The 13,350-nt window shown below is 74.8% G+C and carries 12 protein-coding genes; 10 read left to right on the forward strand and 2 right to left on the reverse strand.

Annotated elements, in window-relative coordinates; all coding sequences use genetic code 11:
• Positions 1–131: 131 nt before the first annotated feature.
• The 6 genes from FXF68_RS29030 to FXF68_RS29055 all read left to right on the forward strand — a co-directional run bounded on the left by FXF68_RS29030 (position 132) and on the right by FXF68_RS29055 (position 6,255).
• The gene (locus tag FXF68_RS29030; RefSeq protein ID WP_148764646.1) at positions 132–1,082 is read left to right on the forward strand and encodes an alpha/beta hydrolase; all 951 of its coding nucleotides are present in this window, start codon (positions 132–134) and stop codon (positions 1,080–1,082) included.
• Positions 1,083–1,352: 270 nt separating this feature from the next.
• Positions 1,353–2,462 (forward strand): PucR family transcriptional regulator, encoded by a 1,110-nt coding sequence (locus FXF68_RS29035; RefSeq protein WP_378232902.1) that lies wholly within the window; start codon positions 1,353–1,355, stop codon positions 2,460–2,462.
• A 168-nt stretch (positions 2,463–2,630) separates the two neighbouring features.
• A complete protein-coding gene (locus FXF68_RS29040) occupies positions 2,631–3,551 on the forward strand; it encodes an ACP S-malonyltransferase (RefSeq protein WP_148764648.1) in 921 nt (306 codons plus the stop codon).
• Positions 3,548–4,516 (forward strand): beta-ketoacyl-ACP synthase III, encoded by a 969-nt coding sequence (locus tag FXF68_RS29045; RefSeq protein WP_148764650.1) that lies wholly within the window; start codon positions 3,548–3,550, stop codon positions 4,514–4,516. Before FXF68_RS29040 ends, FXF68_RS29045 begins: the two co-directional genes overlap by 4 nt.
• Positions 4,517–4,572: 56 nt before the next feature.
• A complete protein-coding gene (locus FXF68_RS29050; protein WP_148355420.1) occupies positions 4,573–4,842 on the forward strand; it encodes an acyl carrier protein in 270 nt (89 codons plus the stop codon).
• Positions 4,843–4,947: 105 nt separating this feature from the next.
• Positions 4,948–6,255 carry a beta-ketoacyl-[acyl-carrier-protein] synthase family protein gene (locus FXF68_RS29055; RefSeq protein ID WP_148764652.1) on the forward strand — a complete coding sequence of 436 codons (1,308 nt, stop codon included), beginning with the start codon at positions 4,948–4,950 and terminating at the stop codon, positions 6,253–6,255.
• A gap of 174 nt (positions 6,256–6,429) precedes the next feature.
• On the opposite strand, the gene FXF68_RS29060 is transcribed toward FXF68_RS29055, so the two are convergent.
• Positions 6,430–6,924: a DUF3145 domain-containing protein gene (locus tag FXF68_RS29060; RefSeq protein ID WP_148764654.1), complete on the reverse strand. Its 495-nt coding sequence runs from the start codon at positions 6,922–6,924 to the stop codon at positions 6,430–6,432.
• Between the two features lie 318 nt (positions 6,925–7,242).
• Between FXF68_RS29060 and FXF68_RS29065 the strand changes: the two genes are divergently transcribed.
• The 4 genes from FXF68_RS29065 to FXF68_RS29080 are packed head-to-tail and all read left to right on the forward strand — an operon-like array spanning position 7,243 to position 12,260.
• On the forward strand, positions 7,243–8,565 hold the full coding sequence (locus FXF68_RS29065) for a S8 family peptidase (RefSeq protein WP_148764656.1): 1,323 nt from the start codon (positions 7,243–7,245) through the stop codon (positions 8,563–8,565).
• A gap of 52 nt (positions 8,566–8,617) precedes the next feature.
• Positions 8,618–9,145 (forward strand): RNA polymerase sigma factor, encoded by a 528-nt coding sequence (locus FXF68_RS29070; protein WP_148764658.1) that lies wholly within the window; start codon positions 8,618–8,620, stop codon positions 9,143–9,145.
• Positions 9,142–9,597: a hypothetical protein gene (locus tag FXF68_RS29075; protein WP_148764660.1), complete on the forward strand. Its 456-nt coding sequence runs from the start codon at positions 9,142–9,144 to the stop codon at positions 9,595–9,597. The genes FXF68_RS29070 and FXF68_RS29075 overlap by 4 nt, the downstream gene beginning before the upstream one ends.
• Positions 9,594–12,260: a CHAT domain-containing protein gene (locus tag FXF68_RS29080; protein ID WP_246178996.1), complete on the forward strand. Its 2,667-nt coding sequence runs from the start codon at positions 9,594–9,596 to the stop codon at positions 12,258–12,260. The genes FXF68_RS29075 and FXF68_RS29080 overlap by 4 nt, the downstream gene beginning before the upstream one ends.
• A gap of 148 nt (positions 12,261–12,408) precedes the next feature.
• Here the strand turns inward: FXF68_RS29080 and FXF68_RS29085 are convergent, their stop codons facing one another.
• Positions 12,409–13,239, reverse strand: a complete 831-nt coding sequence (locus FXF68_RS29085; RefSeq protein ID WP_246178997.1) for a sulfurtransferase — start codon at positions 13,237–13,239, stop codon at positions 12,409–12,411.
• Positions 13,240–13,350 lie beyond the last annotated feature (111 nt).

Raw genomic sequence — 13,350 nt, forward strand, 5'->3', positions numbered from 1 at the left:
GCCATACCGGGGTGGCATCGGTGCTACCGGAGTCGCACCTCGAAAGACCACTCCGCCGGTTGATCCGCGATCGGGGGCCGGATTTCTAGCGTCCTACTCAGTGCTTCGACTCACCGAGAGGGACGGCCCGGATGCCCAGGATCCGCACGGTCGCGGCGGTGCTGTCGGTCCTGGCGGCGACCGGCTCCACCACCGCCGCGACCGCCCGCGCCGAGCTGTACAGCGCGCCCGCGCCGCCGCCCGAGCTGACGGCGGCGACCTTGAACGCCCGCTACCGGGCCACCGACCGAGAGATCGGCCGCGCGCTGGCGACCGCCCGGCGCGCCCACGACGAGACCAAGCTGCGGGCCCTCCCCGCCTTCCTCTCGAATGGTCGCCGATTCCTGTCGTTCGACGCGCGCGGCGACGGGCAGGCCGTCGAAGTCCTCGGCGACCTGCGGCACGCCGACCGGGTCGCGGTGGTCGTGCCCGGCGCCGACAACTCGCTGGCCGACTACGACTCTGCCAAGTTCGTCGGCGGCGGCAGCCGCGCGCTCTACCGGCGGCTACGCGCGGACGCTCCCGGCGCGCACGTGGCGGTGATCGCCTGGCTCGGCTACGACTCGCCGTCCACCCGGAGCACCGCCGTCCTGACCACCGGACGCGCCGAATCCGGTGCCCGCACCCTCCGCGAACTCTTAACGGACGTGCACCGCGTCAATGACCACACCCGGTTCGCGCTCCTCTGCCACAGCTACGGCTCGGTGGTCTGCGCCAAGGCCGCCCCGCGTCTCGCGCCCCTGCCGGTGGACGACATCGCGTTGTTCGGCAGCCCCGGCACCACGGTGCGACACGCCGCCGACCTCGGGACGTCCGCGCACATCTGGGCGGGCCGCGCCAAGGGCGACTGGATGCGCTACGTACCGAACGTCCGCGTCGCCGGGCTCGGCTTCGGCCCCGACCCGGTCTCGTCCGGCTTCGGCGCCCTCCCCTTCGACGCCGGCACCGGCCCCCACAGCGGCTACCTGGCCCCAGGCTCCCGCTCCCTGCACAACCTGGCCCTGATAGCCCTGGGCCGCCCCAAAGAAGTAACCCATGCCTGAACAACTGGGGGCCGACACGGTCTCCCGCTCGTTCGGCGCGCGGGTCTTCGACGCCGGGAACGGCGGGCACAGCGACCATTCGCGCCGGGCTCCGCGTCCCTCCGCAACCTCACCGCGATCGCGCTCGGACGTCCCGCCGAGGTCACCTCCGGCTGACTCCGGGGCGCGCTTCGGGCCGGTCCACGTCGTCGGGGGTGGCACCCTGGGGTGGTGGACACCGCGAACGATGCCGAAATCCGCGAGCAGACGACCCGGCGCCTGGAGAAGGCGATGGGGACGTTCGGCACCGCGGCCCTCACCCGCATGGAGGAACAACTCCCCTGGTTCCGGCGGATGCCCGCCGACCAGCGGTCCTGGATCGGGCTCGTCGCCCAGGCCGGCATCGCCGCGTTCGTCGAGTGGTTCAAGAACAACGAGCGGACCCGTCCGGCCATCGCCGGGGAGGTGTTCGGCACCGCGCCCCGCGAGCTGCTGCGCGCCATCAAGCTCCAGCACACCATCGACATGGTCCGCGTCATCATCGACGTGGTCGAGACCCGGCTGGACGAGCTGGCCGCGCCCGGCGGCGAGGCCCAGCTCCGCGAGGCCATCCTGCGCTACACCCGCGACGTGGCGTTCGGCGCCGCGCAGGTGTACGCGCGCGCCGCCGAGACGCGCGCCGCGTGGGACGCGCGGCTGGAAGCCCTCGTCGTCAACGCCGTCCTCCAAGGGGAGGTCGACGACGGCATGCACTCGTGGGCGGCCGCGCTCGGCTGGACGTCCAAGCCCGTCACCGTCATCGCCGGGTTCACCCCCGAGGACGAAGAACCCGAGGTCACCATCGACCAGATGCAGCTCGCCGCCCGCCGCGCGCGCGCCGACGTGCTGGCGGGCGTCCAGGGGCACCGGGTGATCGTCATCGTCGGCGGCGACACCGACCCGATGGACGCGGCCCGTCCGATCGCCGCCAAGTGCGGGCCCGGGCCGGTCGTCGTCGGACCGCGGGTCCCCGACCTCTACGACTCGACGCTGTCCGCGCAGGCCGCCGTCGCCGGGCTCCGCGCCGCCGCCGGATGGCCAGACGCGCCGCGTCCCGTCCAGGCGACCGAGCTGCTTCCCGAGCGCGCCCTCGACGGCGACGACGAGGCGCGCCGCTACCTGGTCGACAGCGTCTACAACCCGATGCTCGCCGCGGGCGCACCCCTGCTCGACACGCTCACCACCTACCTCGAACAGGGCTCGTCGCTGGAGGCCACAGCGCGGTTGCTGTTCGTCCATCCGAACACGGTGCGGTACCGGCTCCGCCGCGTCACCGAACTGACCGGCCTCGCCCCGACCGACGGACGCAACGCCTTCACCCTGCGCATCGCGCTGGTTCTCGGCCGCTTCCAATCCCGCTGACCCACGCCGGGGGCGGCCCGCTGAGACGCACGTCACGACTCTTCTCGCTGCGTGGCTAGGGGGTCGTCCCCTAAGTGACCAGGGTTGTAGGGGTCGTACAAAGGGCCCTGGGCAAAGTTGTGCCGTCAGGCATCGTGATGGGAGGGGCGTTGGCGGCAGGCTGGTCGAGTGATTCTCCTCGCATCGCCCGGCCAGGGCGCCCAGACCCCCGGCTTCTTGCAGCCATGGCTAGAGATACCCGGAGTCGCCGATCGCCTGGCCTGGTGGTCCGCGGTGACGGGGCTCGACCTGGTTCGCTACGGGACGGTCGCGGACGCCGAGGAGATCCGTGACACCGCTGTGGCCCAGCCGCTGCTCGTCGCCGCCGCGCTGGCGGCCTACGGCGTCCTGTACGAGGACGGTGCCGTGCCCGGCGCGGTTGCCGGGCACAGTGTCGGAGAGCTCGCCGCGGCGTCGATCGCCGGAGTGCTGAGCCCCGAGACGGCGCTCGTGCTCGTCAGGGAGCGGGGACGCGCGATGGCCGAGGCCGCCGCCGTCACCGAGACCGGGATGACCGCCGTGCTCGGCGGCGACCCCGCCGAGGTCCTCGCCTCGATCGACAAGCACGGGCTCACCCCCGCGAACGTGAACGGCGCGGGCCAGGTCGTCGCCGCCGGGACGCTGGAGCAGCTCGCCCGGTTCGCCGACGAGCCGCCCGCGAAGGCCAGGCTCCGCCCGCTGTCGGTGGCCGGGGCGTTCCACACCGAGCACATGGCGCCCGCCGTCGACGCGCTCGGCCGCGTCGCCTCCGGGGCGCCCGTCGCCGACCCGCGGACGCGGCTGCTGCAGAACCGCGACGGCGCGGTCGTCGCGTCCGGCGCCGACTTCGTGGACCGGCTGGTCGCCCAGGTCAGCGCGCCCGTCCGCTGGGACATGTGCATGGAGACCATGACCGGGCTGGGCGTCACCGGCATCATCGAGCTGCCGCCCGCGGGCACCCTCACCGGCCTCGCCCGCCGCGAGCTGAAGGGCGTCGAACTGGTCGCCCTGAAGTCCCCCGCGGACCTCGACAAAGCCCGCGCGCTGATTGACGCGGAGGCCGCGGCATGAGCGGGGGGCTTCGGATTCCTGAGGCGGCTCCGGGGGCTCGGATTCTGGCGTTCGGCGACTATCGGCCGGCGCGCATCGTCACCAACGACGACCTCGCCAAGACGGTCGAGACCGACGACGCCTGGATTCGCAGCCGGGTCGGCATCGCGGAGCGGCGCATCGCGGGCGACGACGAGGGCATCGTCGAGCTCGGCGTGCACGCGGGCGGCAAGGCGCTCGCGGGCAGCGGACTCGCCCCGTCCGACATCGACCTCGTGATCCTCGCCACCTGCTCGGCGGAGTCGCCGATGCCGGGGCACGCCGCGCAGATCGCGCACCGGCTCGGCATCGACGCGCCCGGCGCGTTCGACATCAACGCCGCGTGCGCCGGGTTCTGCTACGCGCTCGGCACCGCCAGCTCCGCCGTCCGCGCCGGGAGCGCCCGCAACGTGCTGGTGATCGGCTCGGAGAAGATGTCCCAGTGGATCGACTGGACGGACCGCTCCACCTGCATCATCTTCGCGGACGGCGCGGGCGCCGCGGTCGTCACCGCCAGCGAGACGCCCGGCATCGGCCCGGTCGTGTGGGGCAGCGCCGGCGACAAGTACGACAAGATCATCATCGATGACCGGCACTCGTTCATCCGGCAGGAGGGGCAGGCGGTGTTCCGCTGGGCGACCACCGCCATCGCCCCCGTCGCGGCCGAGGCGTGCGAGCGCGCCGGGATCAGCCCGGCCGACCTCGCCGCGATCGTCCCCCACCAGGCCAATCTCCGGATCATCGAGGCCATCGCCCGCAAGGTGAAGGCCGACAACGCCGTCGTGGCCGACGACATCGTCCACTCCGGCAACACGTCGGGAGCCTCCATCCCGCTCGCCCTGTCCCGCATGATCGAACGCGGCGACGTGCCGTCCGGCGCCCCGGCCCTGCTGGTCGGGTTCGGCGCCGGGCTGTCCTACGCTGCCCAAGTCATCCAGATCCCGTAGGCCGTCACACCTGCTCGCAGGCTCTGGACCAACCCACCGAAGGAGAAACGCAGACCATGGCAGAAGTCGCCACCGAACAGCAGATCCTGGCCGGCCTCGCCGAGATCATCGACGACATCGTCGGCATCGACAAGTCCGAGGTGACCCCGGAGAAGAACTTCATCGACGACCTGGACATCGACTCGCTGTCGATGGTCGAGATCGCGGTGGCCGCGCAGGACCAGTTCGGCGTCGAGATCCCCGACGACGAGCTGCGCAACCTGAAGACGGTGAAGGACGTCATCGACTTCGTCCAGAACCTGCAGCAGGCCCCGGTCAAGAGCTAGCACGCGGGGACGGCACGCGCCGGCCCGCGGGACCCGCCACGGCGGCGGCCCGCGGGCCGTCCGGGTAGCTGCGACCGCCCCTCACAGCCCGCAAGGAGCATCCACATGAGCAAGAGCCAGACCAGAGTCGTCGTGACGGGTCTCGGTGCAACGACCCCACTCGGCGGAGACCTGCCGTCGACCTGGTCCGCCCTGCTCGCCGGAGAGTCCGGGATCCGCACACTGGAGTGGGAGGGCGTCGAGGGCCTGCCGGTCCGCTTCGCCGCGACGCTCAAGGTGCCGCCGGACGAGGTGATGCCGCGGCAGGCGCTGCGCCGGCTCGACCGCAACCAGGCGATCGCGCTGATCGCCGCCCGCGAGGCGTGGGCGGACGCCGGGTTCGCCCCGTCCCCCGGCGGCAAGCCGCAGAAGGGCATGGAGAAGGCCGGCGTCGAGGGCGGGTTCGTCGTCGACCTCGACCGGGTCGGCGTCGTGCTCTCCAGCGGCATCGGCGGCCTGCACACGGCCCTGAACAGCTACGACGTGTACCGGGAGAAGGGCTGGTCGCGGGTCTCGCCGTTCACCGTCCCGATGCTGATGCCGAACGGCGCGTCCGGGCACGTCGGCATCGAGTTCGGCGCGACGGCCGGGTCGCACGCCCTGGTCAGCGCGTGCGCGTCCAGCGGTGAGGCGGTCGGCTACGCGATCGACATGATCCGCGCGGGCCGCGCCGACGTGATCGTCTGCGGCGGCACCGAGGCGTGCATCCACCCGCTCCAGATGGCCTCCTTCGGGATCATGCGCGCGATGTCGACGCGCAACGAGGAGCCGTCGCGCGCGTCCCGGCCCTACGACAAGAACCGCGACGGGTTCGTCCTCGGCGAGGGCGCCGCGGTCATGATCCTGGAGTCGGAGGAGCACGCCCGGCGGCGCGGCGCGAAGATCAACGGGTACGCGTCCGGGGCCGGGTACTCCAACGACGCCTACGACATCGTCCTGCCGGACCCGAGCGGGCGCGGGCAGGCCAAGGCGATGCAGCGGGCCCTCGCCGACGCGGGGCTTGAGCCCGCCGACATCATCCACATCAACGCGCACGCCACCTCGACCCCGGCCGGGGACGTGGCGGAGCTCGCGTCCATCAAGGCGGGGCTCGGCGAGGACGCCGCCCGGAAGGCCGTCATCACCGCGACCAAGTCGATGACCGGGCACCTGCTCGGCGGCGCGGGCGCGCTGGAGTCGATCTTCACGATCCTGGCGCTGAAGGAGGGGCTCGTCCCGTTCGTGGCGAACCTGGAGGACCTCGACGACGAGGTCGACCTCGACATCGTCCGCGACGAGCCGCGCAAGCTGCCGGACGGCCCGGCGGCGGCGCTCAACAACTCGTTCGGGTTCGGCGGCCACAACGTCTCCGTCGCCTTCGAACGCGCCATCTGACCGACCGCACGGCACGCCGAACGGCCCGGCGAGGAAAACCTCGCCGGGCCGTTTCGCGTGTTTCCGCGGCCGTGCCGGGCGGCGGGCGCCGCGCGCCGGACGTTCGCCGGGCGGGGCGCGCGAGCCGCGGGACGGGCACGCTCCACCGGGCGGCGTCGGCGGACGCCCCGGCCGTCACACGGCGGCGTGCAGCCAGCGGACGGGCGCGCCGTCCCCGGCCCGCCGGAAGGGTTCGAGCTCGTTGTCCCACGGGGTGCCGAGGAGCCGCTCCAGCTCGTGCTCCAGGGTGATCTTGCCGACCGCGGCGTTCGCCATGACGGAGCGGAGCCGGTCCTCGGGGATCATGATGTCCCCGCTGGCCCCGATGACGCCGGTGAACACCCCGAGGGACGGGGTGAAGCTGAACCGGACGCCGTCGGAGCCCGGGGTGGGATCCTCGGTGGCCTCGAAGCGCACCAGCTTCCAGGTGCGCAGCGCGGAGGTGATGCCCGCGGCGGTGCCCGGCCTCCCCTCCCAATGCAGCTCGGCGCGCAGCGTTCCCGGTGCGGCCGCCTGATCGGTCCACTCAAGGGAAACGGGCACACCGAGAACACCTGCGGCGGCCCACTCGATGTGCGGGCTCAGCGCAGGCGGCGCGGAGTGGACGTAGAAAACGCCACGTGCGGTCACCGGACCTCCTGGATCTGTACCGAGGCTCGTCTTCCCCTACGGCCTCGTACGTCCCAAGTCGGCGTCCGCGTCCCTCATTGTGCATCATCGGCACGTGTCGCACCACCGTGAGTCCGTCGTTTGTTGAACGGTGGAGGACTGCATGCACAGGGTTCACGGGCCTCCACGACAGGTTAGGGCGTGCTGGGCCGCCGTGTGGGGAAAGCCGGGCAACCGGCGGGACCGGGTCCGGTCGTGGTCGCATGTCCGATTCCGGTCACTCTTGGTCTCCGATTCGACACGATGAGTGCCGGAGCCGGGCGACGAGAGCGAGGACCGATGTTCGATCAGCAGGCACGGCTGGAGCGGGTGCTGGCGCGGCACCGCGACGCGGTCGTGGTGGAGGCGCTGCCGGGGCGGCCGGCCCTGATCCGCAGGGACCAGCTCCTGGTGGCCGGGCGGGACGCCGCCGCGGCCGAGTCGACGATCCGGCGCTGGCACGACGGGCGGCGGGACGAGCACGGCGTCACCCGGTTGCGGCTGCGCCCGGCGGCGAAGGTGGACGTGTGCGAGCTCGCGTCCCGGCTGCGCGCGGACGGCGTGCGCACCGCCGCCACGGGCGCGGCGCGGCGGCGGCTGAGCGCGGCGCCGAACCACCTCGTCGTCGGGCAGCCGATGTGGTGGAGCGGTCCCGCGGACCGGCCGCGTCCCGCCGGGCCGGTGCCCGCGCCCCGTCCGGCGGCGGAGGCGGGCCGGGAGGTGACGGTCGCCGTCCTGGACACGGGCCTGGCGCCGCACCCCTGGTGGGAGGACGCGGACTGGTTCCGCGAGCAGCGCGACGAGGTCGCGGAGATCCTGGACGCCGACCTCGACTACGACCTGGACGCGCAGGCCGGGCACGGCACGTTCGTCGCGGGCGAGGTGCTCAAGCGGGCGCCGGCGGCGCGGCTGCTGGCCCGCCGGGTGATCGGCGGCGACGGGGTCGGCGACGAGCTCGACGTGATCCGGGCGCTGGCGTGGCTCGCCGAGCGCGGCGGCGTGGACGTGGTGAACGTCTCACTCGGCTGCCACACCTATGACGACCGTCCGTCCCCGGTGCTGGCGCGGGCGATCGCGGCGCTCGGCCGCCGGACGGTCGTCGTGGCGTGCGCGGGGAACGCGGCCACCGACCGCCCGTTCTGGCCCGCCGCGATGAAGCCGGTGGTCGCCGTCGCGGCGCTGGACGGCGCCGACCGGGCCGCGTTCTCCAACCACGGCTGGTGGGTGGACGCCTGCGCGCAGGGCGTGGACGTCGCGGGCGCCTTCGTGCGCTTCGACGGGACGCACCCGCCCGTGCGCGGCATCGACCCCGACCATTTCCAGGGCTACGCGACATGGAGCGGGACGTCGTTCGCCGCCCCCGCCGTGGCGGGCCGGATCGCCGCCGTCGCCGCAGTGGAAGGGGTGTCGGCGGTCGCGGCGGCGGACCGCGTCCTCGCCCCGTCCACGCACCCGTCCCTCCCCGACCTGGGCGTGCTCGTCGAAACGACGGAGTCGGACGCGCCCGGGACGGCGGAGGCGAGCGCGTCCGAGGCGGCGGAGGCGGGCACGTCCGGGACGGCGGAAGCGGGGGCGGCTGGGCCGGGGGCGTCTGAGATGGCCGGAGTCGTCCACGCGGAGTGAGGTGTCGATGTCGTAGGGTGAACAACGCGGGGGGCCTCGGGAGGAGACTTCGGTGGCCCAGAAGAACGACGGTACGGACGAGCTGGTGGTCCGGGCCCGCGGCGGCGACGGCGCCGCGTGGGCCCGGCTCGTGGAGCGCCACAGCGGCCTGCTGTGGTCGATCGCCCGCTCGCACGGTTTGAACGACGCCGACTCCGGCGACGTGGTGCAGACCACCTGGCTGCGCCTCGTGGAGCGGATCGACGGGTTGCGCGACCCGGCCGCCACGGGGTGCTGGCTCGCCACGACCGCGCGGAACGAGAGCCTGCGGCTCGTCCGGCTGCGCGGCCGCGACCTGCCGCTCGTGCCCGCGCCGCGGGCGCCGGAGCCCGGCCCTGACCGGGTTGCGCTGAGCCGCGAGCGGCTCGGCCTGGTCGGCGCGGCGCTGGAGGCGCTGCCGCGCCGCTGCCGGACGCTGCTGCGGCTGTTCGCGGTCGCGTCCAGCCATGCCGAGCTCGCCGCCGCGCTCGGCATCCCGGTCGGCAGCGTCGGGCCGACCAGGGCCCGGTGCCTGGACGCGCTGCGGAGGCTCGTCCCGTGAACGACGACGAGCTGATGGCGGGCGTGCGGGGCGCGTTCGAGACGCTCGACCCGGTGCCGGCCGGCGTCCTCGCGGCGGCGCGCGCGGCGATCGCGCTGCGCGTGCCGTCCGCGACGCTGGCGGAGCTGTCGCACGACCGGGCCGGGCGGACGGCGGCCGGGGTCCGCGGCACGGCGGGACGCGTCCTGACGTTCGCCTGCCCGGGCGGGACGGTCGAGGTCGAGGTGGAGGTGGCGGCGCACGGCCGCGACCGCGAGCTGACCGGGCGGCTCGTGCCGCCGTCCGCCGCGCTGGTCCGGGTCCGGCACCTGGAGCTCCCGCCGGACGGGATCACGGCGCGCGCGGAGCCCGCCGGGCTGTTCTGCGTGCCGAGCGTGCCCGCCGGCCTGGCGAGCCTCGTGTTCCACCTGGACGACGGCACGTCGATCGTGACGAGCTGGGTCCGCCTGTGACGCGCGCCCACCCGGACCCCGCCCACCCGGACCCCGCCCACCCGGACCGATCCTCCGCTGACGGGGACGAGACGGACGGGGACGAGGGCGCCCTGCTCCGTCTCGCCGCCGCCGACCCGGCCGCCGCGCTCGCCCGGGCACGCGCCCTGCTCGACGGCGACGAGGACGACCGCGACGAGACCGGCGACGACCTCGACGGCGACGCCGTGGACGACGGTGGCGGCGTTGACGGCGGCGGCGTTGACGGTGGCGGTGTGGGCGTGTTGCGGGCGGCCGGGCTCGCCGCCAAGGAGCTGGGGCTTCTCGAGGAGGGCCTCGCCTACCTCCGCCGAGCCCTCGCCGCGGCGGACGGCTACGCGGCGGCGCAGATCCGGATGAGCCTCGTCGGGCTGCTCACCGCGGCCGGTGACATCGGCGAGGCGCTGTCCCACGCGGACGAGGCGGCGCCCCACCTGCGCGGCACCGACGCGGACCGCCTCGCCGCCAACCGGGCCTGCGCCCTGGCGAGGGCCGGACGCCTGGACGAGGCGCACGACGTCGCCGCGCGGGCCCTTCCCGGCCTCCGCGAGGGCGACGACCCGGTGACACTCGGCGGGCTCCTCGGCAACCTGGGCCTTGCCTGCGCGTTACGCGGCGACTTCGGCGAGGCGGAGGCCGCGTTGGAGGAGGCGGTCGCGGTGGGCGAGGCCGCCGGGCTGCGGCACCTGACGGCGATGTCCAAGGGGAACCTGGCGTTCGCGGTGTCGCGGCGTGGGGACGTCCCGCGCGCGCTGCGCCTCTTCGCCGAGGCCGAAGCCCATCTGTCCGGTGAACGTCTGGCGCAATGCCGGTTCGACCAAGCGGAGACCCTCATCTCGGTGGGTCTTCCAGGTGAAGCGCGTCCTCTTCTCCATGCGGCCTTGGACGCCGCCACAGCGAACGGCTACCGGTGCGACATCGCGGACGGTTTCCTCCTCCTCGCCCACGCGGAACTGGCCGACGGCAACCCCGAACAGTGCACCGACGCCGCCGAACGCGCCCGCGCCGCGTTCGCCGACCAGGAACGCGCCGGATGGATGCTGCTCGCCGAACACGTCCTGGTGAAGGCGCGATGGGCGTCCGGCGAGCGGTCGGGCGTGCTGCTGCGCACGGCGATCGCGACGGCGGACCGGCTGGAGGGCGGCGGGTGGACCGACGCCGCCGACGAGGTCCGGATCGTCGCCGCTCGGGTCGCGCTGTCGCTGGGCCGTCCCGCCGGGCACCTGCTGTCCCGGGTCGGGCGTTCGCGCGGGCCCGCGTCCGCCCAGATCGCCGCCTGGCACGCCGTCGCGCTCGAACGTTCCGCGCGGGCCGACCACGAGGGCGCGGTCGCCGCCGTCAGGGCCGGGCTCAGGGTGACGGAGCAGTACGCGGAGGCGCTCGACGCGCTCGACCTCCGCGCGCGGACGACCGGGCTCGTCACCGACCTGGCCGACCTCGGGCTCACGCTCGCCCGGTCGGCGGGGGAGCTGCTCACGGTCGAGGAGCGGCGGCGGGCGATCGCGCGGCCGGTCCGGGTGCGTCCGCCGCGGGATCCGGAGCGGGCGGCGGCGCTGGCCAGGCTGCGCGCGTTCAGCGCGGAGCGGACGGGCGACACGGCGCGCGGCGGCGCCGGGACCCCGCTGCCCGCGGACATGGCGGCCCTGGAGGCGACGGTCCGGGCGCGGACGCGGCACCGTCCGTCCGGCGCGTCCGGCGGGCACTCCCCCGGCTTCGCCGAGGTCGCCGCCGCGCTCGGCGACCGGGCGCTCGTCGAGCTGGTCGCGGTCGGCCGCGACCTGCACGCGGTGACCGTCGTCGCCGGTCAGGCCCAGCGCCACCGGCTGGGCGCGGCCGACAAGGCCGTCCGCGACACCGGCCTGCTGCGCTACGCCGTCCGGCGCCTCGCCGAGCGGGACGACCCGCGCGCCCTCGACGCCCTCGCCGACACGGCCGGCCGGCTCGACCGGCGGCTGCTCGCCCCGCTGGCGCGGGCCGTCGGCGACCGCGAGCTGGTCATCGCGCCGACGGGCACGCTGCACGGGCTGCCCTGGGCGGTGCTGCCGTCGCTGGACGGGCGGGCCTTCACGGTCGTGCCGTCCGCGTCCGCGTGGGCGCGCGCCCGCGAACCGGCGCGCGGCGGCGGGCGGACCGTCCTCGTGGCGGGTCCCGGGCTCCGGCACGCGCGGCGGGAGATCGACGCGCTGCGGCGGCTGCACCCGCACGCCACCGTCCTGGACGGCCCGGACGCGCGTCCCGAGGCCGTCCGCGACGCCCTGGACGGCGCGGCCCTCGCGCACGTCGCCGCGCACGGCGAGTTCCGCGAGGGCAACGCCCTGTTCTCGCGGCTGCGGCTCGCGGGCGGGCCGCTGATGGTCCACGACCTGGACGAGCTGGCCGTCCCGCCGCGCGTCGTCGTGCTGTCCGCCTGCGACATCGGACGGGCCGACGGGGGCGACGCGGCGCTCGGCATGGCGGGCGTCCTGCTCGCGCTCGGCGCCGCGACCGTGATCGCCAGCGTCGCGCCCGTCCGGGACGAGTCGACGCCGGGCTTCATGGCCGCGTTCCACGCCCGCCTGTCCGCCGGAGACCCGCCGTCCCGAGCCCTCGCCGCACTCCCCCGCCCCCCAGAACTCGCAGGCTTCCTCTGCCTGGGCGCGGGCTGACCCCGCCAACACCGACCGGTCGCCGCTGGAGGCTCAGCCGGTGGCGACCGGTCGCCGCTGGAAGCTCGGTCGGTGCCACCGGTCGGCGCGGGTCGAGGCCCGGCCGATGGCGGCCGGGCCGCGCGGGTCGAGGCCCGGCGGGGCCGGGTCAGCCGTCGCCGGTGGCGATCGGGTTGGACGGGTCGGTCACCCAGTTCGACCAGGAGCCCACGTAGAGGGCGGCCGGGATGCCCGCGAGGTTCAGCGCGAGGATCTCGTGGGCGGCCGTCACGCCGGAGCCGCAGTAGGCGCCGACGTCGAGCGCGTCCGTGGCGCCGAGCTGCGCGAACCGCTCGCGCAGCAGCTCGGGGGGCAGGAACCGGCCGTCCACGCCGACGTTGCCGGACGTGGGCGCGTTCCGGGCACCCGGGATGTGCCCGGCGACCGGGTCGACGGGCTCCAGCTCGCCGCGGTACCGCTCGGCGGCGCGCGCGTCGAGCAGCACCCCGGCCGTCGCCAGCTCCGCGGCGCCCTCCGCGTCGAGGACGGGCAGCCGTCCCGGGCTCGCGACGAAGTCGCCCGGCTTGACCTCCGGCTCCGTCGTGCTCACCGGGTGGCCCGCCTCCGTCCAGGCGCGGTAGCCGCCGTCCAGGACCCGGACGCGTTCGTGCCCGAAATACCGCAGCGACCACCACACCCGCGCCGCCGACGTGGAGTCGGCGTCGTCGTAGACCACGACGAGGCTGTCGCCCGACACCCCGGCGCGGCGCATGGCGGACTCGAAGGCGGCCGGGTCGGGCAGCGGATGGCGGCCGCCCGGCCCCGGCGGCCCGGCGACGTCCTGGTCCAGGTCGACGAACACGGCGCCGGGCAGGTGCCCCTTGCGGTACGACTCGATCCCCGGGGGTCCGCCCAGATGCCACCGGACGTCCAGCAGGACGACGGGCGTCTGCCGCCGGAGCAGCCGGTCGAGCGCGGGCGCTTCGATGAGAGGGTGCACACCGTCAGTTTGACCGGCGTCGCCCGGATTAGGGAGGGGCGATTCCTGGTTCATCTCAAGTCCCCCGAGAGTCAGTGCCTGGACATTGTCAGTGCCGGACATTGTCAGTGC

The organism is Actinomadura decatromicini, assembly GCF_008121305.1.
GTDB classification, from domain to species: Bacteria; Actinomycetota; Actinomycetes; order Streptosporangiales; family Streptosporangiaceae; genus Spirillospora; species Spirillospora syzygii.

What these genes read in the sequence shown, in the direction of transcription:
- FXF68_RS29030 (WP_148764646.1), top strand. Translation starts at nt 132, where the DNA reads ATGCCCAGGATCCGCACGGTCGCGGCGGTGCTGTCGGTCCTGGCGGCG.
- FXF68_RS29035 (WP_378232902.1), top strand. Translation starts at nt 1,353, where the DNA reads ATGGGGACGTTCGGCACCGCGGCCCTCACCCGCATGGAGGAACAACTC.
- FXF68_RS29045 (WP_148764650.1), top strand. Translation starts at nt 3,548, where the DNA reads ATGAGCGGGGGGCTTCGGATTCCTGAGGCGGCTCCGGGGGCTCGGATT.
- FXF68_RS29050 (WP_148355420.1), top strand. Translation starts at nt 4,573, where the DNA reads ATGGCAGAAGTCGCCACCGAACAGCAGATCCTGGCCGGCCTCGCCGAG.
- FXF68_RS29055 (WP_148764652.1), top strand. Translation starts at nt 4,948, where the DNA reads ATGAGCAAGAGCCAGACCAGAGTCGTCGTGACGGGTCTCGGTGCAACG.
- FXF68_RS29065 (WP_148764656.1), top strand. Translation starts at nt 7,243, where the DNA reads ATGTTCGATCAGCAGGCACGGCTGGAGCGGGTGCTGGCGCGGCACCGC.